Genomic DNA, 20,242 nt, shown 5'->3' with positions numbered 1-20,242 from the left:
GCAGGCTGGTCGTATTCGATAAAATTCGCGCAAATTAAGCGTAAGCAGTTTGAGGGAAGAGCAATGCCAAAACGTACAGATTTAAAAAGCATCTTAATCATTGGTGCTGGCCCGATTGTGATCGGTCAGGCGTGTGAGTTCGACTATTCCGGTGCACAAGCGTGTAAGGCGCTGCGTGAAGAGGGTTACCGCGTTATTTTGGTGAATAGCAATCCTGCCACCATTATGACTGACCCCAATATGGCGGACGTGACGTACATCGAGCCAATTACTTGGCAGGTTGTCGAAAAAATTATTGAGAAAGAGCGCCCAGATGCGCTGCTGCCTACTATGGGCGGCCAAACCGCACTGAACTGTGCGCTTGATTTATGGCGTCAGGGTGTGCTGGAAAAGTATAACGTCGAGATGATCGGTGCTAAGCCCGATGCGATTGATAAAGCCGAAGATCGTGGCAAGTTTAAAGATGCAATGACCAAAATTGGCCTCTCCACGCCAAAATCGGGCATTGCGCACAATATGGAACAAGCCCTAGCCGTACAGGCTTCGGTTGGTTTTCCAACGCTGATTCGCCCATCCTTCACTATGGGTGGCTCGGGTGGCGGTATTGCTTATAACCGCGAAGAGTTCTTAGAAATCTGTGATCGTGGTTTTGAAGCATCGCCAACCAACGAATTGTTGATCGAGCAATCGGTCTTAGGTTGGAAAGAGTATGAAATGGAAGTTGTTCGCGACCGCGCCGACAACTGCATCATCATCTGCTCTATCGAAAACTTCGATCCGATGGGCGTGCACACCGGTGATTCGATTACCGTTGCCCCTGCACAAACGCTAACGGATAAAGAATACCAAATCATGCGTAACGCCTCTTTGGCGGTATTGCGTGAGATTGGTGTGGATACCGGTGGCTCGAATGTGCAGTTTGCGACCAATCCAGAAAATGGCGAGATGATCGTCATTGAAATGAACCCACGCGTAAGCCGTTCTTCTGCGCTGGCTTCTAAAGCAACGGGTTTCCCGATTGCTAAAGTGGCAGCCAAGCTGGCGGTGGGTTTTACGCTGGATGAGCTGCAAAATGAAATCACGGGCGGCAAAACACCGGCTTCGTTTGAGCCTTCGATTGATTACGTTGTAACTAAAATTCCACGTTTTGCTTTCGAGAAATTTCCACAAGCCAACAATAAACTGACTACACAAATGAAGTCAGTTGGCGAAGTGATGGCCATTGGCCGCTCTGTTCAAGAGTCTATGCAAAAAGCCCTGCGTGGCTTAGAAACCGGCATGTCTGGTTTTGATGAAATGACAACCGATCGCAGCGTGATCGAAGCAGAGATTGCCAATCCAGGCCCTGAGCGTATTTGGTATGTCGCCGATGCTTTCCGCGTGGGCATGAGCTTAGATGAAGTGTTTGCGCTCACTAAGATTGATCCATGGTTCCTGCGTCAGATTGAAGACTTGGTTCAAGAAGAAAACGCGATTCGCGGTACAGCGGTTGAAAGCATCGATTACGCAACTATGCGTCGCCTTAAGCGTAAAGGTTTCTCTGATCGTCGCTTAGCGGTCTTGCTCGAAACAGATCAAGCTGCAGTACGTAAGGCCCGTCACGCGTTGAAAATTCGCCCTGTGTATAAGCGGGTGGATACTTGCGCGGCAGAATTCTCGACGGATACCGCTTATATGTATTCGACTTATGAAGAAGAGTGCGAAGCGGCTCCAACTGATAAACGCAAAATCATGATCCTTGGCGGTGGTCCAAACCGTATCGGCCAAGGGATTGAGTTTGACTACTGCTGCGTACACGCGGCGCTGGCGCTGCGTGAAGATGGCTTTGAAACCATCATGGTTAACTGCAATCCGGAAACCGTATCGACCGATTACGATACTTCGGATCGTCTTTACTTTGAGCCGCTAACGCTCGAAGACGTGCTAGAAATCGTTAATATCGAAAAGCCAGAAGGCGTGATCGTGCAGTACGGTGGCCAAACACCACTGAAACTGGCGCGTGCCTTAGAAGCGAATGGCGTGCCGATTATCGGTACAACGCCAGACATGATCGACGCTGCGGAAGACCGTGAACGCTTCCAAAAGCTGCTACAAGACTTAGGCTTGCGTCAGCCGCCTAACCGCACTGCACGTAATGAGCGCGATGCCTTGTTGCTGGCTGCTGAAATCGGCTATCCGCTGGTGGTTCGTCCTTCTTATGTATTGGGTGGCCGCGCGATGGAAATCGTGCACCAGCAATCCGATCTAGAACGCTATATGCGTGAAGCCGTTAAGGTTTCTAACGATAGCCCTGTACTGCTGGATCGCTTCTTAAATGATGCGATTGAAGTGGATGTAGATGCGATTTGCGATGGCACCGATGTGTTGATCGGCGGCATTATGGAACACATCGAACAAGCTGGCGTGCACTCCGGTGACTCGGCTTGCTCTTTGCCACCCTTTAGCCTATCGAAAGAAATTCAGGACGAGCTGCGTCGCCAAACTGTTGCTATGGCCCACGGTTTGAACGTGGTTGGCCTAATGAATGTGCAGTTTGCGATTCAGGGCAAGGGTGACGATGCGGTGGTGTTTGTGCTGGAAGTCAACCCACGTGCATCCCGTACCGTGCCTTATGTTTCTAAAGCCACAAGTTTGCCGATTGCTAAGATTGCCGCACGTTGCATGGCTGGCCAAAGCCTAGTTTCGCAAGGCATGACCAAGGAAGTGATTCCACCTTATTACTCGGTAAAAGAAGCGGTATTCCCGTTTATTAAATTCCCTGGTGTAGATTCAATTCTGGGACCAGAAATGAAATCAACCGGCGAAGTGATGGGCGTGGGTGACACGTTTGCCGAAGCTTTTGTAAAATCACAATTGGCCGCAGGTGTTGCTTTACCTACACAGGGCAATGTGTTTATTTCGGTGCGTGATGGTGATAAAAACGGCGCGATTGAATGTGCACATGTGCTAGTGGCTCTTGGCTTTAAAGTCTTTGCAACTAAGGGCACTGCAGCGGCCATTGCTGGGGCGGGTGTGGCTGTACAGAGCGTCAATAAGGTGACTGAAGGCCGCCCACATATTGTGGATATGATCAAAAATGGTGAAATTGCCATGATTGTGAATACTGTCGACGAACGTCGCCAAGCGATTCAAGATTCTTATTCTATTCGACATGAAGCCATGAAGGCCCGCTTACCCGTGTTTACAACGATTGCTGGTGCTAAAGCAGCGTGTATTGGTATGCGTGATTTAGGTGAAATGCGAGTTTATGATCTGCAGGGCTTGCATCGCAGGATCAAACACTGATAATTTACGCCCTAAGGTTCGTGAATCGTGTTTCATTTTAATGAAGCATAAGCACTAGAACTTAAGTAAAAGCCGCCGTCCTCTTGTGACGGCGGCTCTTCTTTTTGGATGGAGACTGTAAAGAAATGATAAAAATTCCGCTCACCGTACAAGGTGCGGTAAAACTGAAAGCCGAACTGCAAAACCTAAAGAGCGTAGAACGTCCTTCAGTGATTGCAGCAATTGCCGAAGCACGCTCACACGGTGATTTATCGGAAAACGCTGAGTATGACGCAGCGAAAGAGAGGCAGGGCTTTGTAGAAGGCCGTATTGCTGAGCTAGAAAGCAAGCTTTCTAATGCACAGTTAATTGAGCCCGCTAGCCTTGCTGAAACCGCTGAAGGCCGCGTAGTGTTTGGGGCAACAGTTGATTTAGAAGACTTAGAAACCAGCAATAAAGTCACTTACCAGATCGTGGGTGATGAAGAAGCTGAAATCAAAGAATTTAAAATCTCAGTGTCTAGCCCGATTGCACGAGCGCTAATCGGTAAGTATGCCGGTGATGTGGCCGAAGTGATGGCTCCAGGCGGCATCCGCGAATATGAAGTGCTCAATGTAAAATACATTTAATACTCCTAAAGGGAATGCAATGGGCTTAGGTTTAGGTTTAAAAAACCTACTCACCGTACTGTGGATTGGCGGTATGTGGACCATTGGCGTCATCGCAGCCCCTGCGCTATTTGCTGGCTTAGATAAAGCCACAGCAGGGATGGTGACCGGAAAGTTATTTCATGCGATTGGTTGGGTAGGAATTGTAGCTGGTGTATATCTGGCGATTTGGTGTATCTGGCAGATGGGGATGCGCGGCTTTCAAAGTGGAAAATTCTGGCTGGTGATGGGGATGCTGTTATGTACCTTGGTAAACCAGTTTGCGATTTTCCCAATGATTTCTAGCTTAAAACCCGCTGTAAGCACTGCCGCAGAAGGTATGTTTGGAGGGGGTTTAGCGCAATGGCATACTCTTTCTAGCTTGATTTATCTGTTGCAGAGTGTGTTTGGTATAATTTACATCTGGTCTGATACCGATCGCTAAGCGAGCAAATAGTGCCGCTTGGGTGATGTGTTTTAATGCATAGATGGAAAAAAACGCTAAAGTATTAGGGCGACCTGAGTCGCCCTATTTACATTAAAGCCCGTTTATTTGGCTTTTTTTGCCTTGGGTAGTACGATTCGAGGCTTATCACTATTTGAAGCGCGATAAACAATTAATAACTTACCAATGTGTTGAACGGCTGATGCGCCCAGTTCAGAGCAGATCTTTTGCATGTATTCTTCACGCAGGGCACGATCATCACCTAAAACTCGAATTTTAATGAGTTCATGTGCATCTAAATTAACAGCAATTTCGCGGATTACCGCGTCTGCTAGGCCATTATTACCGATCATCACGACTGGATCGATATGATGAGCCAAGCTTTTCAGATGGCGACGCTGATCCGATGTGAGTTCCATTGTTTCAAATCCTTGACTAAACAGGCAATTTTACCTCATGGCTCGTAGCAATTCCAGTAATGCGTGGTTGAAGGAACACGTCAACGATCATTATGTCCATCAAGCAAAAAAAGAGGGTTACCGCGCACGTGCGGCTTTCAAACTGCTAGAGATCAATGAAAAAGATAAATTACTTAAACAAGGACTATGGGTTGCCGATCTTGGCGCTGCACCAGGAAGCTGGTCGCAAGTTGCCAGTCAGAATGTAGGTGATTCAGGCCGCGTTTTTGCGCTAGACTTACTGGATATGATGCCGATTCGTGGCGTCGATTTTATTCAGGGCGATTTTCGTGATGATGAAGTATTAGCGCATTACACTGAATTACTCGGCGGTCGTCAGGTAGACCTTGTGATTTGCGATATGGCCCCCAATATAACGGGGAATGCCGTCATGGATCAGGCGCGCAGTATGCTTCTATGTGAACTAGCCTTAGAATTTGTTCGTGAGCAATTGAAACCAAACGGTTCTTTTCTGGTCAAGGTATTCCAAGGTTATGGTTTTACCGAGTACATGACTGCGATGCGTGAAACATTTACGACGGTGGTGACGCGTAATCCTAAGGCTTCACGAGATCGTAGCAATGAAACTTATTTGCTCGGCAAACAGAAAAAAGCTTGAGTAGTATATAAACGTGTAGAATTTTTTTCTTTCATCCCGAATAGCCGGTCTAGTTTAAGCGTGTGCATTGCACTTGCTCGGTAGGCTGCCAGGGGATAATCAGGAGTAGCGCCGTGAACAATCTCGGCAAGAACATCGCCATTTGGCTCGTTATTGGTCTGGTACTGATGACAGTCTTTAACCAATTTTCTCGCAAGCAAGATGCAAGCGGGCAGGTGGCGTATTCGCAGTTTATGGCTGATGTAGAGGCTGATCGAATTGCCAGCGCAGAAATAGAGGGAAACCCGATTCGCGGCCAGATCATTAAAGGCAAGCGTAACGATGGCAGTGCATTCTCTACCCTGGCTCCGTTTGATTTCCGTATGGTTGATACGCTTATCAAACATAACGTTAAATTTGCGGCTAAAGCTGAGGAAGAACCAAGCTTCTTGATGAATTTATTCATCAACTGGTTCCCTATGCTGCTCTTGATTGGCGTATGGGTGTTCTTTATGCGCCAGATGCAGGGCGGTGGTAAAGGCGGTGCATTTAGCTTTGGTAAATCAAAGGCGCGTCTTTTAGACGAAGCGACCAATGTGATTACCTTTGCTGATGTAGCGGGCTGCGATGAAGCCAAGGCGGATGTATCAGAGATCGTTGATTACCTGCGTGATCCAACTAAATACCAAAGCTTAGGTGGCCGTATGCCCCGTGGTATTTTGCTGGTTGGCCCTCCGGGGACTGGTAAAACGTTGTTGGCGAAAGCAATTGCCGGTGAAGCTAAAGTGCCGTTCTTTAGTATCTCTGGTTCAGATTTCGTTGAAATGTTTGTCGGTGTGGGTGCTGCCCGCGTTCGTGATATGTTTGAAAACGCGAAGAAAAATGCACCATGCATTATCTTTATCGATGAAATCGATGCGGTGGGGCGTCAACGCGGTGCTGGTATGGGCGGCGGTAATGATGAGCGCGAGCAAACGCTTAATCAGATGCTGGTTGAGATGGACGGTTTTGAAGGCAATTCCGGCATTATGGTGATTGCAGCAACTAACCGCCCTGACGTGCTTGATCCTGCGCTGCTGCGTCCAGGTCGTTTCGATCGCCAAGTGATGGTGTCATTACCAGATATTCGTGGCCGTGAGCAGATTCTTGGCGTGCATATGCGCAAAGTGCCGATTTCAAACGATGTTGATGCCCAGGTGATCGCGCGTGGTACTCCAGGTTTCTCTGGTGCTGATTTGGCGAATTTGGTGAATGAAGCTGCGTTGTTTGCTGCTCGCCGTGTGAAGCGTCTGGTTGATATGGACGATTTTGAATCGGCTAAAGATAAAATCATGATGGGCTCGGAACGTCGCTCCATGGTGATGAGCGAAGAAGAAAAGCAAAATACGGCGTATCACGAATCAGGCCATGCTGTAGTAGCAAAGCTACTGCCTAAGTCTGATCCGGTGCACAAAGTGACGATTATTCCTCGTGGCCGCGCACTAGGAGTAACAATGCAGCTGCCTGAAGCCGATCGTTACGCTTATGACCGTGGCTATCTGATGGATCGTATTGCGATTTTATTCGGTGGACGTATTGCTGAAGAATTGTTTATGAATCAGATGACTACTGGCGCATCGAACGACTTTGAGCGTGCTACTTCATTAGCCCGCGATATGGTGACGCGTTACGGTATGACCGATGCTTTAGGCCCTATGGTGTATGGCGAGAACGAAGGCGAAGTATTTTTAGGCCGCTCGGTAACGACGCATAAAAACATGTCTGAAGCGACCATGATGCAGGTTGACGCTGAAATTCGCCGTATTATCGACGAGCAATATGGCTTAGCTCGCCGTTTGCTGGAAGATAATCGTGATAAGGTTGAAGCCATGACTGCCGCACTGCTGGAATGGGAAACCATTGACGCAGAGCAAATCGAAGACATCATGCAAGGCCGCACTCCTAAACCACCAAAGGCGTTGCCAGTGAAAACGCCTGCGAGCGGTGGTGGTGATCGCCCAAGTGGTGAAGCACCAGCTACTCCAGTTATTACGACACCAGCAACCGAAGCTTAAAGCTGAGTTGTGAATAAAATGGCGGCCTGATGGGCCGCCTTTTTTTGTGTTGCTTAAAGGTATCAAGAGATAAAAAGTGCCAAAACAGTGTTTTAGATGAGGGCAAAGATGAATATATTGCAATGTGGGCGTTTTAGTCTGCAGTTGAATCGCTCACTAGTGATGGGAATTGTGAATGTCACTCCCGATTCGTTTTCTGACGGTGGGCATTTTCAGCAGGTGGGTGCTGCGCTCGCTCATGCCGAAAAGCTACTTGCCGATGGCGCGGATATTTTGGATATTGGTGGCGAATCAACCCGCCCAGGCGCAGCAATTGTGCCTGAAGCAGAAGAAATTCGCCGCGTGATTCCTGTTATTACTGCACTGCAAGCTCTGAATGTGCCGCTTTCTGTAGATACCCGTAAAGCTGCTGTAATGCGTGCTGCCTTAGACTCGGGAGTAGATATAGTTAATGATATTTCTGCCCTAGAAGAAGAGGGGGCACTAGCGCTGCTGGCTAAAAGCAATGCTGCAGTTTGCTTAATGCATAAGCAGGGTGAGCCACAAAATATGCAATTTACGCCAAGCTATACCGATGTTCTGGCAGAAGTAATAGATTATTTGCGGCAAAGACGAGATGCGGCATTGGCGGCGGGCATTGCCCACCAGCGTTTATTGCTGGATCCTGGTTTTGGATTTGGTAAAAGTTTAGAACATAATGTAGCGCTATTTCGTGGTTTACCTCAGCTCTTGCAAAGCTTAGCCACCCCTTTATTGGTTGGGGTATCGCGTAAGAGCATGTTGGGGCAGATTACCGGTCAAGCTGTGCAGGAACGTATGCCTGCTAGCATTGCTGCTGCGCTTATGGCTGCACAGGCAGGTAGCGCGGTGATTCGGGTACACGATGTGCGGGAAACAGTGGATGCGTTAAAAGTATGGCGTGCCTTAAAATAAACGTCAGTTTTTTATAATAATTTGTTATCCAGCAATGCACCTGATTAAAAGTTGGGGTAAAAGTAGCTGGAAGCAAGTTTGGCCAAGCTTATTATCGGAGTGAATGATGGGGCGCAAGTATTTTGGAACAGACGGTGTACGTGGTTTAGTGGGTGAATATCCGATTACACCTGAGTTTGCTATGAAGCTGGGTTATGCCGCTGGTAAAGTACTTGCGGCAGAAAGTAAGCGTGGCAATGGTGATCATGCCGCTGTGCTGATCGGTAAAGACACGCGTGTGTCAGGTTATATGCTAGAAGCTGCGTTGCAAGCGGGTTTAAATGCTGCTGGGGTGGATGTATACCTAACAGGTCCTCTCCCTACCCCAGGTATCGCTTATTTAACCCGTGCCCTGCGTCTATCCGCTGGCGTGGTGATCTCTGCATCGCATAATCCTTATCACGATAATGGGATTAAATTTTTTGGTGCAGGTGGGAAAAAACTGGCTGATGACGTTGAATTGGCGATTGAAGCGGCAATCGATCAAGTACAGCCCTGCGTTTCGCCTAAGCGTATTGGTAAATCTTGGCGAGTGGATGATGCGGCTGGCCGTTATATTGAATTTTGTAAATCAACGTTCCCAAATGAGCTTGATCTACGCGGTTTAAAGCTGGTGGTGGATTGTGCGCACGGTGCTACCTATGATATTGCCCCGCATGTGTTTCATGAGTTAGGTGCAGAAGTCGTCAAGATCGGTGTAACGCCCAATGGCTACAATATTAACGAAGATGTTGGCGCTACTCACCCAGAAACAGCGCGTAAAGCCGTACTGGCTGAAGGCGCTGATTTTGGAATCTCCTTAGATGGTGATGGTGATCGTCTTATTATGATCGACCGTGATGGCACGATTGTGGATGGTGATCAATTGCTCTACGCATTGGCGTGTTATCGCCAAGATAAAGGCACATTAGGTGAAGGTGTGGTTGGCACCTTAATGACGAATCTAGGTGTAGAAAACGGCCTGAAAGCACGTGGTATTGGTTTTGAGCGTGCAAAAGTAGGAGACCGCTATGTGCTTGAAAGATTATTGGCAAATAACTGGTTGGTAGGTGGGGAAGGCTCTGGGCATTTACTTTGCTTAGATAAACACTCCACAGGGGACGGCATTGTGTCTGCACTACAAGTACTGCAGGCGCTTAAAGAAAGCGGCAAGACCTTGGTACAGTATTGCCATGATCTAGTACTGTCAACACAGGTGCTAAAAAATGTCCGTATCGCTAAGGGCTTTGATTGCCATGCCTCAGAGCTGATTAAAGCGGCTGTAAGCAAGGCTGAGATGGTGATGGGCTCGGCTGGCCGTGTGTTATTACGCCCATCAGGCACAGAGCCTGTGGTGCGTGTAATGGTAGAGCACACTGATGCCACTATCGCACGTGAATGGGCAGAGCAGATTGCTAAAGTAGTTAGTAGCGAGGCAAATGCCGAATAAGCAGGGCGGGGCATTGCCCCGCTTTTTAACGGCATATTTGAAATCTGGTAGGCTTCTAAAATGGGAAGTGTTGTAATAAATTCATTTAACTATTTGTCATGCTAATTAAACAATTCTGTAACTTAAAACTTTTAGAATCGTACTAGGTTATCTGTTGTCACAACAATCTGAGAGAATGATCTTATGAAACTAGTCCGCCTGATTTTGGTATCCAGTACTTTAGTATTTGCTATGGGCACAGTGAGTGCTGCAGATGCTCCTGCTATTGCCGCATTAACGGGTGATGCACTTGCTGCTGCTGTCAAAGGTAATTTAGATAACGATTTAGTTTTACAAAAATTTAACTTAAAAGTTAAAGGTAAAGATGCAGATGTCACCATTGAAGGTAGTGTTGATGAGGGCGAGCAAATGGCCCTTGCAGGTAATGTGGCTGAAAATGTAAAAGGCGTGCGCTACGTATTCAACAATATTGTTCCAAAAAACTAATTGTTTAAATAAAAAAAGGACGCTTAGACTGCCTTTTTTATGCCTAATAATAGTTAGAGTAGCAATGTTTTAGATAAAAAAATGGCAAGCCTAAGGCTTGCCATTTGCTTTAGGAGAGCAATAATTTAACCAAATTTACCGGTAATATAATCTTCAGTCGCTTTTACTTTAGGTGTAGTAAAAATACTATCTGTTTCGCCTACTTCAATCAGCTCGCCTAAATACATATAAGCGGTGATATCAGAAACACGGGCGGCTTGTTGCATATTATGTGTCACGATTGCAATCGTATAATCTTGCTTTAATTCATGCACTAATTCTTCTACGTGTGCTGTAGAAATTGGATCAAGCGCCGAAGTTGGCTCATCGAGTAGTAATACTTCGGGTTTAACAGCAACCGCGCGTGCAATACAGAGGCGTTGCTGTTGACCGCCAGATAAGCTTAAACCAGATTGCTTCAGTTTATCTTTTGCTTCGTTCCACAGCGCTGCTTTTTGTAAGGCCCATTCAACGCGATCATCCATTTCGGATTTAGGCAGGTTTTCATAGAGCTTTACACCAAAAGCTATATTGTCATAAATAGACATAGGAAACGGCGTTGGTTTTTGAAATACCATGCCTACTTTTGCACGTAGCATATTCAAATCTACATCATTATCTAAAACATTTTTACCGTTTAATATGATTTCACCTTCTGCACGTAGCTTTGGGTAAAGGTCATACATCCGGTTAAATGTACGCAGCAGAGTAGATTTACCACAACCAGATGGGCCAATAAAGGCGGTTACTTTACCTTCCTGAATATCTAAATTTACATTCTTTAGCGCATGAAAATTACCGTAAAAGAAGTTCAGGTTTTTAATAGCGAGCTTTGCTGGGTTTGCTTGATTTTTCATGATTAAACTTATCCGTATTGGTTTGTTAGTTTTGTTTCGGTTCACGCAGCATCACGCGCGCAACAATATTTAAACCGAGCACAAATAGGCCAATTAATAAAGCACCCGTCCAAGCTAATTGATGCCATTCTTCATAAGGGCTCATGGCGAATTGGAAGATGACAACAGGCAAATTAGACATCGGTTGATTCATATTTGAATAGAATTGGTTATTCAGCGCAGTAAATAATAGCGGCGCTGTTTCACCCAAGATACGAGCAATGGCGAGCAAAATACCTGTTGCAACGCCGGCCTTGGCTGCACGTAATGTAACCAAAAGCACCATTTTCCATTGTGGCGCGCCTAGGGCATAGGCGGCTTCACGCATTGCGGTGGGGACTAGGCGTAGCATATTTTCTGTGGTTCTTAATACCACTGGAATTACCAAAATCGCTAAAGCAAATGAGCCGGCCCAGCCAGAAAAATGCTGTACTCGTGCTACATACATTTCAAAAATAAATAAGCCAATAACAATCGATGGTGCAGAAAGTAAAATATCATTAATAAAGCGAGTAGTAGGGGCTAGCCAGCCTTTATTACCAAACTCAGCAAGGTAAGTTCCTGCCAAAATACCAATTGGCGTGCCAATCGCAACGCCCACAATTGACATTTGTAAGCTGCCTAAAATGGCATTAGATAAACCACCTGCACTGCTTGGAGCTGGCGTTGTTTGGGTAAAGGTCGCTAATGTTAAACCCGGTAGGCCATTTTTAAATAGGGTAAACATAATCCAAAATAACCAAAACAAACCAAATGCCATGGCAATAATGGAAAGTGTTAGGCTTAGATAATTGATTGCGCGACGGCGCTTATAAATATTCATGGCCTTACTCATGAGTTAGCGCCCTCATTGTGTTGTAAGCGCAATAATAATAACTTGGAAAGAACAAGAACGATAAAGGTAATAAAAAACAACAGTAAACCTAATTCAATCAGCGATGAAACATATAGCTCGCCATTGGCCTCGGTAAATTCATTAGCCAGCGTGGCAGATATCGTGGTGGCGGGGTCAAAAAGTGAACTCATTTTTGCTTGGGAATTACCAATCACAAAGGTAATGGCCATGGTTTCACCAAGTGCACGGCCTAAGCCCAGCATTACACCGCCGATAATGCCATTTTTAGTAAATGGCACAACGACATTCCAAACGACTTCCCAAGTCGTCGCGCCTAGGCCATAAGCTGATTCTTTCAGCATTGGCGGAACAACTTCAAATACATCGCGCATAACCGAGGTAACGTATGGGATAACCATAATAGAAAGAATTAAGCTGGCTGTGAACATCCCGATGCCCATCGGAGCACCTACAAATAGCTCACCAATCAATGGCCAATTTTCCGTTGTTTCGGTAAGCCATGGCTGTGCATAGTCAGCAAACAGCGGCGCAAAAACAAATAAGCCCCACATGCCGTAAATAATAGAAGGCACACCGGCAAGTAACTCAATCGCAATCCCAAGAGGGCGGCGTAGCCAAGTGGGAGATAATTCAGTTAGAAAAATGGCAATACCAAAACTAACGGGCACAGCAATAATCAATGCAATAAATGAGGAGATTAAAGTACCGCGAATTGATGGCCATGCACCGAATTCTTCTGTAACAGGGTTCCAGCTTTCTGAAGTAATAAAGCTAAAGCCAAAGTGTTTAATGCTTGGCATTGCACCATAGAGCAATGAAAGGATAATACCGCTTAGTAAAGCAAGTACAAAAAAAGCAAAAAAACGTGTACTTCCGACGAACAGCATATCTTGCAATCGCTGCTGTTTCATTCGTTGTGTTTGATTCGGCATTAAAATCTCCATTCCACCGATGCTTCATAACAACACAACAGGAGCTTTATGGCTCCTGTTGTGTGTTTAGACGTATAGCGGTACTGCCGCTACCGTAATGACAAATTACTTCCAGATTGGATTTGCACCATCTGTTAATTGTGCTTTCCAGTTGGCTTTAATCATATTCACTACGTTATCTGGCATAGGGATGTAGTCTAAATCAAGCGCAACTTTATCTGCATCATTGCCGTAAGCCCAATCAAAAAATTTCAATACGTCTACTGCTTGTGCTGGTTTGTCTTGCTTTTTGTGCATCAAAATGAATGTTGGATTAGCAATAGGCCATGATGTTTTGCCCGCTGAGTTTGTCGTCAGCAAATACATGCCTGGTGCATTTTTCCAATCTGCGCCAGCAGCAGCAGCAACAAAGGCTTCTTCAGAAGGCTGGACAAAAACACCATCACGGTTTTGCAGTGCAGCGTGTGCTAATTTGTTTTGTTTTGCGTAAGCAAACTCAACGTAGCCAATCGCACCTTTAATGCGTTGTACATAGTTGGAAACGCCCTCGTTACCTTTGCCACCTACACCAACTGGCCATTGCAAGGAAGTATTTGCGCCAACTTTTTCTTTCCATTCTGCTGATACTTTTGACAGGTAGTCAGCAAATACGAATGTAGTGCCTGAGCCGTCTGAGCGGCGAACAACAGTAATGTTTTGGCTAGGCAAGTTAACGCCTGCGTTAATTGCAACGATGGCTGGGTCATTCCACTTTTTAATCTTGCCAAGGAAAATGTCAGCCAGAACTTGTGGATTCATTTTTAGCTGGCCAGGCTTAATACCTGGAATATTTACCACCGGCACTACGCCACCGATCACTGTAGGGAATTGCAACAGGCCTTGTTTGCTTAATTCTTCTGGCTTAAGTGGCATGTCAGACGCGCCAAAATCAACTGTTTTAGCTTGGATTTGCTTAATACCGCCACCAGAACCAATTGATTGATAGTTCAGACCAATACCGGTCTTTGCTTTGTACATTTCAGCCCACTTTGCGTAGAGCGGGTACGGGAAGGTCGCACCTGCACCAGTAATGTCTGCCGCGATAGCATGTGTGAACAGGCCGGCAGTAAGGCCGATGGTAACAATCAGTTTGCGAACAAATGCCATTACAGAGAACTCCGAGGGCTAAAGCGTTTGGATTGAAATGATATTTCGCTATGCTAGCTGCTGATTGTTGCTGAAATATTACAAGTCACTCAGTTTGGGTGAGCTTCTGTTGAAAATCAATATAATTGACGCGTGTTCTTTATGTCAGCAAGCACGCCTCGGTTTGACTGGGGGTAGGGGTGGGAATACAATCTGCAGCTTTTGAAGTGGGTGCTTCACGTCGTATGACAGGACAGCTAGTAATTGGTAACTGGAAGATGCATGGCAGCATCGGTAAGATTCGTTCGGTATTGCCCGAGTTGGCTCGCGCTAAGCTAGGCTCCAACGTGGCGGTATGCATCCCTTATCCTTATGTCATGCTTGCTAAGAGTTTACTGAAAGATAGCCAGGTTCAGGTTGGAGCTCAGGATGTCAGCGAGTATCATGTTGGGGCTTACACAGGCGCAGTTTCTGCATCTATGTTGGCAGACATTGGTTGCGAGCTGGTTATTGTGGGGCACTCAGAACGTCGCCGTTATTTTGGCGAGAGCAGTGAAAATGCTGCACGTAAGCTGCGTGCATGTTTAGATGCAGGCCTTTTCCCCGTGTATTGTGTTGGAGAAGATGCAGATGAGCGCGCAAGTGGCCGGCATAAAGAAATTATCGCTGCAGAATTAGCCGTTTTACGTGGTTTGCCGATTGGGCTTTATGCCGTTGCTTACGAGCCATCATGGGCAGTAGGTACGGGCGTGATCGCTACATCAGCGCAAATTGCAGAAATGCACGCGTTTATCAAAGAAACTTTAGAGCCTCGCACCCGTGTCTTATACGGCGGCAGTGTAAAAGGCAGTAATGCTGAAGAGGTTTTGGCTGTAGACGGGGTAGATGGTGTACTTGTTGGCGGAGCAGCCCTTTCGGCTTCCGAGTTTTTAGAAATCTGCATGGCTGCGCGCTAGTCAGGGGATACAAAACCCGCTAGAATGCGCGCCGCATAGAATTGAGAAATTAATGGAACTTATTAAATCACTCGTGCTCATTTTGAACGTGGTTTCAGCGATTGCCACTATCGTTTTGGTGCTGATGCAGCATGGTAAAGGTGCGGATATGGGCGCTGCATTTGGCAGTGGTTCTGCGGGTAGTCTGTTTGGATCGTCTGGTTCAGCTAATTTTTTAAGCCGGACTACGGCGGTGACTGCTACGCTGTTCTTTGCAAGCTGCCTTGCTCTGGTTCTTCTTGTAAGCCCAGCGAAGAAGGCTGATCTAGGCGTAATGGGTGCGCAAAAACCTGCGGTAGAGCAGCCTGTGCAGCCGAGTAAAATTCCTGAATAAGTTTTAGTTTTAGGAAGATTAATTTGTGTTTAATGCCGACATGGTGAAATTGGTAGACACGCTATCTTGAGGGGGTAGTGACTTCGGTTGTGAGAGTTCGAGTCTCTCTGTCGGCACCAGATTCAAAACGCCCGCGCAATGTTGGCGAATACAACATATAAAAATATCCTTAACCTTCAAATCTGGGGAGTGCCATGCTCGCTAACTATTTCCCCATCCTGATGTTTCTGGCTGTAGGACTCTTGGTGGGCGTCGTCCCTCTTGTTCTTGGCTGGGGGGTGGGCAAGATTCTCGGGACCAATCGGCCTGATCCTGAAAAACGCTCGCCTTACGAGTGTGGCTTCGAAGCTTTCGAAGACGCGCGCATGCAGTTTGATGTGCGCTACTACCTCGTTGCAATCCTGTTTATTTTGTTCGATCTCGAAGTGGCCTTCCTTGTGCCATGGGCTGTTGTGCTTAAAGAGCTCGGCATGTTCGGCTTCCTTACGATGATGATTTTCCTGACCGTGCTGGTTGTGGGTTTTGTCTTTGAGTGGAAGAAAGGCGCACTGGAATGGGAGTAATGAAATGAATGCTCAAACAAGTTTGCCAACGGCAGACAAGGGATTCGTCACTACATCACTTGATACTGTCATCAACTGGACCCGTACCGGTTCCCTATGGCCTATGACCTTTGGCTTGGCCTGTTGTGCGGTAGAAATGATGCATGCCGGCGCTGCCCGCTATGACTTGGATCGTTTTGGTATTGTTTTTCGCCCAAGTCCGCGTCAGTCTGATCTGATGATTGTTGCAGGTACTCTGTGCAATAAAATGGCACCAGCCTTGCGCAAAGTTTACGATCAGATGCCTGAGCCACGCTGGGTGATCTCGATGGGATCCTGTGCCAACGGCGGCGGTTACTATCATTATTCATATTCTGTAGTTCGTGGTTGTGATCGGATTGTGCCAGTTGATATCTACGTGCCGGGCTGTCCTCCGACAGCTGAAGCTTTGCTTTACGGCATTATTCAGCTACAGAATAAGATTAAGCGTACAAACACTATTGCACGATCAGGTGTTGTAGCAAGTGAGCGAGGGTAATCAGTGGATCGTAAACTTTCCATCCTAATGGACAGCCTGAAGTCTGTTCTAGGTGAGGTGGGGGGGGCTAACCTCTCCAAAATGGTTTGTGCTTTAGACGAAGTTACTATTGAAGTGCCGGTTGTTGCATGGCCCGCTGTGGCTCTTATGCTGCGTGATGATGCCGCATTGCACTTTGAATCCTGTCTGGACGTTTGCGGTGTGGACTACAGCACTTACAAAGACGCGGCATGGGAAGGTCATCGTTTTGCAGCGGTTTATCATTTCTTGTCGTATAAACACAATGTTCGCTTACGTGTACGTGTGTTCTGTACTGATGATGATTTCCCTGTTGTGCCATCGGTTGTGACTGTTTGGCCTGGCCTGAATTGGTTTGAGCGCGAAGCGTTTGATTTATTTGGGATTATGTTCCAAGGCCACCCAGATTTACGCCGTATTCTGACCGATTACGGTTTTGTTGGTCATCCTTTCCGTAAGGATTTCCCGCTGTCAGGTTACGTAGAAATGCGTTATGACCCAGAACAAGGCCGCGTGATCTATCAGCCTGTCACTATCGATCCGCGTGAAACAACTCCGCGTATCATCCGCGAGGAGAACTACGGTGGCTGCTGAAATCCGCAACTACACGCTTAACTTCGGACCACAACACCCCGCCGCGCACGGCGTGCTTCGCCTTGTGCTAGAGCTTGATGGTGAAGTGGTTGAACGGGCTGACCCGCATATCGGGCTTTTGCACCGTGGTACTGAAAAACTAGCTGAATCCAAAACTTATATCCAATCACTGCCTTATATGGACCGCCTCGACTATGTGTCGATGATGTGCAATGAGCATGCTTACTGCATGGCGATTGAAAAAATGACTGGCATTGAAGTGCCACTGCGTGCTCAGTATATCCGTGTGATGTTTGATGAAATCACGCGGATACTGAACCACCTGATGTGGATTGGTGCACACGGTATTGACTGTGGCGCGATGACGATCTTCTTGTATGCATTCCGTGAACGCGAAGACCTGATGGACTGTTATGAAGCCGTGTCAGGTGCACGTATGCACGCGGCCTATTATCGTCCGGGTGGCGTTTACCGTGATTTACCAGATCAAATGCCACAGTACCAAGCTTCTAAGGTGCGTAACGCCGCTGCGATCAAAAAATTAAATGGCAATCGGAACGGTTCTTTACTCGATTTTATCGAAGACTTCACCAATCGCTTCCCAACCTATGTTGACGAATACGAAACATTGTTGACAGATAATCGAATCTGGAAACAGCGTACCGTGGGTATTGGCATTATCACACCTGAACGCGCTTTGGCGCTGGGTCTAACTGGCCCAATGCTGCGGGGCTCGGGTATTGAGTGGGATTTGCGTAAGAAACAGCCCTACGAAGTTTACGGCTCGCTTGATTTTGATATACCAGTGGGTACTAATGGCGATTGTTATGATCGCTATCTGGTTCGCGTGGAAGAAATGCGCCAGTCTAACCGCATTATCAAGCAGTGTGTGGCATGGTTGAAAGCCAATCTTGGCCCTGTGATTGTGGATAATCATAAGGTGGCATCGCCTTCACGTGGCGGCATGAAAGCCAATATGGAAGAGCTGATTCACCACTTCAAACTATTTACCGAAGGCATGCATGTTCCAGAGGGTGAAGCTTACGCCGCTGTTGAGCATCCTAAGGGTGAGTTTGGTATCTATATGGTGTCCGATGGGGCGAATAAGCCTTACCGCATGAAAATTCGTGCACCGGGTTTTGCCCATTTAGCCTCCCTAGATGAAATGGCGCGTGGCCATATGTTGTCCGACGTGGTGGCGATCATTGGAACTCAAGACGTTGTATTCGGGGAGATTGACCGCTGATGTTAACTACTCAATCCCTAGCGTTGATTGATCGTGAAGTAGCCAAGTACCCAGCAGAACAAAAGCGCTCTGCAGTCATGGGTGCTCTGCGTATTGCGCAAACTGAACATCGCTACTTAAGTAATGAAATGATCGAATTCATCGCTAACTATCTGGGCATTGCCCCGATGATGGCGCTGGAAGTGGCTACTTTCTACAATATGTATGATTTAAAGCCCGTCGGTAAACATAAGATCACGGTATGTACCAATCTGCCCTGTGCTTTGTCCGGCGGCTATACTGCGGCGCATTACATCAAGCAAAAGTTGGGCATAGGTTTTAATGAAACCACGCCTGACGGCAAATTTACACTGAAAGAAGGGGAGTGCATGGGAGCCTGTGGTTATGCGCCAGTTATGCTGGTAAACAACCATTCCATGTGCAGCCATATGACGCCTGAGGCGATCGACAAAAAACTGGCGGAGCTCGAATAATGACCGTCTACGTATCCGGCGTTGTATTTGAAGACGTCAACTTTGAAGATCCAAACTGCTGGAAGCTTGACGAATACGTTAAGCGCGGCGGTTATGCTGCACTGAAAAAAATCCTGAGTGAAAACATTACTCAAGATGAAATCATTGCGCAAATGAAAACATCTGGCCTGCGTGGCCGTGGTGGTGCAGGTTTTCCGACTGGCTTGAAATGGTCGTTTATGCCGCGTAGTTTCCCAGGGCAAAAATACCTTGTATGTAATACCGACGAGGGTGAGCCGGGCACCTTTAAGGATTTAGACATTATTGTGTCTAATCCACATGCGCTGATCGAAGGCATGATTATTGGTGCTTACGCGATGGGCATTACCGTGGGTTACAACTATATCCACGGTGAAGTGTTTGAAGCTTACGAGCGCTTTGAAGAAGCACTCGAAGAAGCCCGCAAGGCAGGCTTTTTAGGCGATAAAATTCTGGGTTCAGAATTTAGCTTCGAGCTGCATGCGCATCATGGCTACGGCGCTTATATTTGCGGTGAAGAAACGGCACTGCTGGAATCCTTAGAAGGCAAAAAAGGTCAGCCGCGCTTTAAGCCGCCTTTTCCGGCCAGCTACGGCCTCTACGGCAAGCCAACCACAATTAATAATACCGAGACGTTTGCCTCCGTACCTTACATTATCCGCGAAGGCGGGCAGAAATTTCTTGAGCTAGGTAAACCTAATAACGGTGGCACTAAGTTATTTTCGGTTTCTGGCCATGTAAACCGTCCTGGAAACTACGAAGTGCCGCTGGGCATGCCGTTTTCGGAGCTGCTTGAGCTTTGCGGTGGTATGAAAGATGGCAAAAAACTCAAGGCGGTGATTCCTGGTGGATCATCTTCGCCGGTCTTGCCTGCTGACATCATGATGCAATGCACGATGGACTACGATTCGATCGCTAAGGCGGGATCGATGCTGGGTTCGGGCGCGGTAATCGTGATGGATGAAACCGTCAATATGGTGCAGGCGCTGGAGCGTTTGTCATATTTCTACTTCGAAGAATCGTGTGGCCAATGTACACCGTGTCGTGAAGGCACCGGTTGGTTGTATCGCATTGTTCATCGTATCGCACAGGGCCATGGCGTTCCGGAAGACTTGGAGCTATTGGATAGTGTCGGTAATAACATCGCAGGGCGAACCATTTGTGCCCTCGGCGACGCAGCTGTTTTCCCGGTGCGCGGAATGCTTAAACACTTCCGTAGCGAATTTGAATACCTTATTAAACACAAGACTGCTCTGCAGGCTTGGGTTTAATTTGAGCCACTG

Annotated in this window: 21 protein-coding genes and 1 tRNA gene; 17 read left to right on the top strand and 5 right to left on the bottom strand. The window is 47.0% G+C overall.

The features are described 5' to 3' along the window. Positions 1–63 precede the first annotated feature (63 nt). The 3 genes from carB (at position 64) to C1H71_RS04390 (ending at position 4,356) form a co-directional block, all read left to right on the top strand. The gene (gene carB / locus C1H71_RS04400; RefSeq protein ID WP_130105483.1) at positions 64–3,285 is read left to right on the top strand and encodes a carbamoyl-phosphate synthase large subunit; all 3,222 of its coding nucleotides are present in this window, start codon (positions 64–66) and stop codon (positions 3,283–3,285) included. A gap of 125 nt (positions 3,286–3,410) precedes the next feature. Continuing rightward, a complete protein-coding gene (gene greA, locus C1H71_RS04395) occupies positions 3,411–3,893 on the top strand; it encodes a transcription elongation factor GreA (protein WP_130105482.1) in 483 nt (160 codons plus the stop codon). A gap of 19 nt (positions 3,894–3,912) precedes the next feature. Further along, the gene (locus C1H71_RS04390) at positions 3,913–4,356 is read left to right on the top strand and encodes a DUF4149 domain-containing protein (protein ID WP_130105481.1); all 444 of its coding nucleotides are present in this window, start codon (positions 3,913–3,915) and stop codon (positions 4,354–4,356) included. Between the two features lie 104 nt (positions 4,357–4,460). Here C1H71_RS04390 and yhbY read toward each other — a convergent pair whose 3' ends face one another. Next, positions 4,461–4,775 carry a ribosome assembly RNA-binding protein YhbY gene (gene yhbY / locus C1H71_RS04385; protein WP_099398517.1) on the bottom strand — a complete coding sequence of 105 codons (315 nt, stop codon included), beginning with the start codon at positions 4,773–4,775 and terminating at the stop codon, positions 4,461–4,463. Positions 4,776–4,812: 37 nt separating this feature from the next. Here yhbY and rlmE point away from each other — a divergent pair, with 37 nt between their 5' ends. From rlmE to C1H71_RS04360, 5 genes are all read left to right on the top strand, one after another. Beyond that, on the top strand, positions 4,813–5,433 hold the full coding sequence (rlmE, locus tag C1H71_RS04380) for a 23S rRNA (uridine(2552)-2'-O)-methyltransferase RlmE (RefSeq protein ID WP_130105480.1): 621 nt from the start codon (positions 4,813–4,815) through the stop codon (positions 5,431–5,433). Between the two features lie 113 nt (positions 5,434–5,546). After that, on the top strand, positions 5,547–7,466 hold the full coding sequence (gene ftsH, locus C1H71_RS04375; protein ID WP_130105479.1) for an ATP-dependent zinc metalloprotease FtsH: 1,920 nt from the start codon (positions 5,547–5,549) through the stop codon (positions 7,464–7,466). Between the two features lie 108 nt (positions 7,467–7,574). After that, positions 7,575–8,399 (top strand): dihydropteroate synthase, encoded by an 825-nt coding sequence (gene folP / locus C1H71_RS04370; RefSeq protein WP_130105478.1) that lies wholly within the window; start codon positions 7,575–7,577, stop codon positions 8,397–8,399. A 106-nt stretch (positions 8,400–8,505) separates the two neighbouring features. Continuing rightward, complete coding sequence (gene glmM / locus C1H71_RS04365) at positions 8,506–9,867, top strand: phosphoglucosamine mutase (protein WP_130108133.1); 1,362 nt, start codon at positions 8,506–8,508, stop codon at positions 9,865–9,867. Positions 9,868–10,050: 183 nt separating this feature from the next. Further along, a complete protein-coding gene (locus C1H71_RS04360) occupies positions 10,051–10,353 on the top strand; it encodes a BON domain-containing protein (RefSeq protein WP_262488391.1) in 303 nt (100 codons plus the stop codon). 125 nt (positions 10,354–10,478) lie between these two features. On the opposite strand, the gene pstB is transcribed toward C1H71_RS04360, so the two are convergent. From pstB to pstS, 4 genes are all read right to left on the bottom strand, one after another. Continuing rightward, positions 10,479–11,249 (bottom strand): phosphate ABC transporter ATP-binding protein PstB, encoded by a 771-nt coding sequence (pstB, locus tag C1H71_RS04355; RefSeq protein ID WP_130105477.1) that lies wholly within the window; start codon positions 11,247–11,249, stop codon positions 10,479–10,481. A gap of 25 nt (positions 11,250–11,274) precedes the next feature. Beyond that, the gene (pstA, locus tag C1H71_RS04350) at positions 11,275–12,123 is read right to left on the bottom strand and encodes a phosphate ABC transporter permease PstA (RefSeq protein WP_262488390.1); all 849 of its coding nucleotides are present in this window, start codon (positions 12,121–12,123) and stop codon (positions 11,275–11,277) included. Continuing rightward, complete coding sequence (pstC, locus tag C1H71_RS04345) at positions 12,120–13,076, bottom strand: phosphate ABC transporter permease subunit PstC (RefSeq protein ID WP_130105476.1); 957 nt, start codon at positions 13,074–13,076, stop codon at positions 12,120–12,122. Before pstC ends, pstA begins: the two co-directional genes overlap by 4 nt. Positions 13,077–13,181: 105 nt before the next feature. Then, positions 13,182–14,222: a phosphate ABC transporter substrate-binding protein PstS gene (gene pstS, locus C1H71_RS04340; RefSeq protein WP_130105475.1), complete on the bottom strand. Its 1,041-nt coding sequence runs from the start codon at positions 14,220–14,222 to the stop codon at positions 13,182–13,184. A gap of 224 nt (positions 14,223–14,446) precedes the next feature. Here pstS and tpiA point away from each other — a divergent pair, with 224 nt between their 5' ends. From tpiA to nuoF, 9 genes are all read left to right on the top strand, one after another. Then, complete coding sequence (gene tpiA, locus C1H71_RS04335; RefSeq protein ID WP_130105474.1) at positions 14,447–15,157, top strand: triose-phosphate isomerase; 711 nt, start codon at positions 14,447–14,449, stop codon at positions 15,155–15,157. 52 nt (positions 15,158–15,209) lie between these two features. Then, positions 15,210–15,530, top strand: coding sequence for a preprotein translocase subunit SecG (gene secG / locus C1H71_RS04330; RefSeq protein WP_130105473.1), 321 nt, complete (start codon positions 15,210–15,212; stop codon positions 15,528–15,530). A gap of 34 nt (positions 15,531–15,564) precedes the next feature. Then, a tRNA-Leu gene (locus tag C1H71_RS04325) sits at positions 15,565–15,649 on the top strand. A gap of 75 nt (positions 15,650–15,724) precedes the next feature. Then, complete coding sequence (locus tag C1H71_RS04320; RefSeq protein ID WP_130105472.1) at positions 15,725–16,093, top strand: NADH-quinone oxidoreductase subunit A; 369 nt, start codon at positions 15,725–15,727, stop codon at positions 16,091–16,093. Between the two features lie 4 nt (positions 16,094–16,097). Then, positions 16,098–16,610 (top strand): NuoB/complex I 20 kDa subunit family protein, encoded by a 513-nt coding sequence (locus tag C1H71_RS04315; protein ID WP_130105471.1) that lies wholly within the window; start codon positions 16,098–16,100, stop codon positions 16,608–16,610. Between the two features lie 27 nt (positions 16,611–16,637). Then, positions 16,638–17,222 carry an NADH-quinone oxidoreductase subunit C gene (locus C1H71_RS04310; RefSeq protein WP_130108130.1) on the top strand — a complete coding sequence of 195 codons (585 nt, stop codon included), beginning with the start codon at positions 16,638–16,640 and terminating at the stop codon, positions 17,220–17,222. Beyond that, positions 17,212–18,468: an NADH-quinone oxidoreductase subunit D gene (locus C1H71_RS04305; protein WP_130105470.1), complete on the top strand. Its 1,257-nt coding sequence runs from the start codon at positions 17,212–17,214 to the stop codon at positions 18,466–18,468. The genes C1H71_RS04310 and C1H71_RS04305 overlap by 11 nt, the downstream gene beginning before the upstream one ends. Further along, positions 18,468–18,941 carry an NADH-quinone oxidoreductase subunit NuoE gene (nuoE, locus tag C1H71_RS04300; RefSeq protein WP_130105469.1) on the top strand — a complete coding sequence of 158 codons (474 nt, stop codon included), beginning with the start codon at positions 18,468–18,470 and terminating at the stop codon, positions 18,939–18,941. Before C1H71_RS04305 ends, nuoE begins: the two co-directional genes overlap by 1 nt. After that, entirely contained in the window at positions 18,941–20,230 is a 1,290-nt protein-coding gene (nuoF, locus tag C1H71_RS04295) for an NADH-quinone oxidoreductase subunit NuoF (RefSeq protein ID WP_130105468.1), read from the top strand. Before nuoE ends, nuoF begins: the two co-directional genes overlap by 1 nt. Positions 20,231–20,242 lie beyond the last annotated feature (12 nt).

Origin of the sequence: Iodobacter fluviatilis, from assembly GCF_004194535.1 — a bacterium.
Taxonomy (GTDB): domain Bacteria; phylum Pseudomonadota; class Gammaproteobacteria; order Burkholderiales; family Chitinibacteraceae; genus Iodobacter; species Iodobacter fluviatilis_A.
This window is presented reverse-complemented; position numbering and strand designations above follow the sequence as displayed.

What these genes read in the sequence shown, in the direction of transcription:
- carB (WP_130105483.1), top strand. Translation starts at nt 64, where the DNA reads ATGCCAAAACGTACAGATTTAAAAAGCATCTTAATCATTGGTGCTGGC.
- greA (WP_130105482.1), top strand. Translation starts at nt 3,411, where the DNA reads ATGATAAAAATTCCGCTCACCGTACAAGGTGCGGTAAAACTGAAAGCC.
- C1H71_RS04390 (WP_130105481.1), top strand. Translation starts at nt 3,913, where the DNA reads ATGGGCTTAGGTTTAGGTTTAAAAAACCTACTCACCGTACTGTGGATT.
- yhbY (WP_099398517.1), bottom strand. Translation starts at nt 4,775, where the DNA reads ATGGAACTCACATCGGATCAGCGTCGCCATCTGAAAAGCTTGGCTCAT.
- rlmE (WP_130105480.1), top strand. Translation starts at nt 4,813, where the DNA reads ATGGCTCGTAGCAATTCCAGTAATGCGTGGTTGAAGGAACACGTCAAC.
- folP (WP_130105478.1), top strand. Translation starts at nt 7,575, where the DNA reads ATGAATATATTGCAATGTGGGCGTTTTAGTCTGCAGTTGAATCGCTCA.
- glmM (WP_130108133.1), top strand. Translation starts at nt 8,506, where the DNA reads ATGGGGCGCAAGTATTTTGGAACAGACGGTGTACGTGGTTTAGTGGGT.
- C1H71_RS04360 (WP_262488391.1), top strand. Translation starts at nt 10,051, where the DNA reads ATGAAACTAGTCCGCCTGATTTTGGTATCCAGTACTTTAGTATTTGCT.
- pstB (WP_130105477.1), bottom strand. Translation starts at nt 11,249, where the DNA reads ATGAAAAATCAAGCAAACCCAGCAAAGCTCGCTATTAAAAACCTGAAC.
- pstA (WP_262488390.1), bottom strand. Translation starts at nt 12,123, where the DNA reads ATGAGTAAGGCCATGAATATTTATAAGCGCCGTCGCGCAATCAATTAT.
- pstC (WP_130105476.1), bottom strand. Translation starts at nt 13,076, where the DNA reads ATGCCGAATCAAACACAACGAATGAAACAGCAGCGATTGCAAGATATG.
- pstS (WP_130105475.1), bottom strand. Translation starts at nt 14,222, where the DNA reads ATGGCATTTGTTCGCAAACTGATTGTTACCATCGGCCTTACTGCCGGC.
- tpiA (WP_130105474.1), top strand. Translation starts at nt 14,447, where the DNA reads ATGACAGGACAGCTAGTAATTGGTAACTGGAAGATGCATGGCAGCATC.
- secG (WP_130105473.1), top strand. Translation starts at nt 15,210, where the DNA reads ATGGAACTTATTAAATCACTCGTGCTCATTTTGAACGTGGTTTCAGCG.
- C1H71_RS04320 (WP_130105472.1), top strand. Translation starts at nt 15,725, where the DNA reads ATGCTCGCTAACTATTTCCCCATCCTGATGTTTCTGGCTGTAGGACTC.
- C1H71_RS04315 (WP_130105471.1), top strand. Translation starts at nt 16,098, where the DNA reads ATGAATGCTCAAACAAGTTTGCCAACGGCAGACAAGGGATTCGTCACT.
- C1H71_RS04310 (WP_130108130.1), top strand. Translation starts at nt 16,638, where the DNA reads ATGGACAGCCTGAAGTCTGTTCTAGGTGAGGTGGGGGGGGCTAACCTC.
- nuoE (WP_130105469.1), top strand. Translation starts at nt 18,468, where the DNA reads ATGTTAACTACTCAATCCCTAGCGTTGATTGATCGTGAAGTAGCCAAG.
- nuoF (WP_130105468.1), top strand. Translation starts at nt 18,941, where the DNA reads ATGACCGTCTACGTATCCGGCGTTGTATTTGAAGACGTCAACTTTGAA.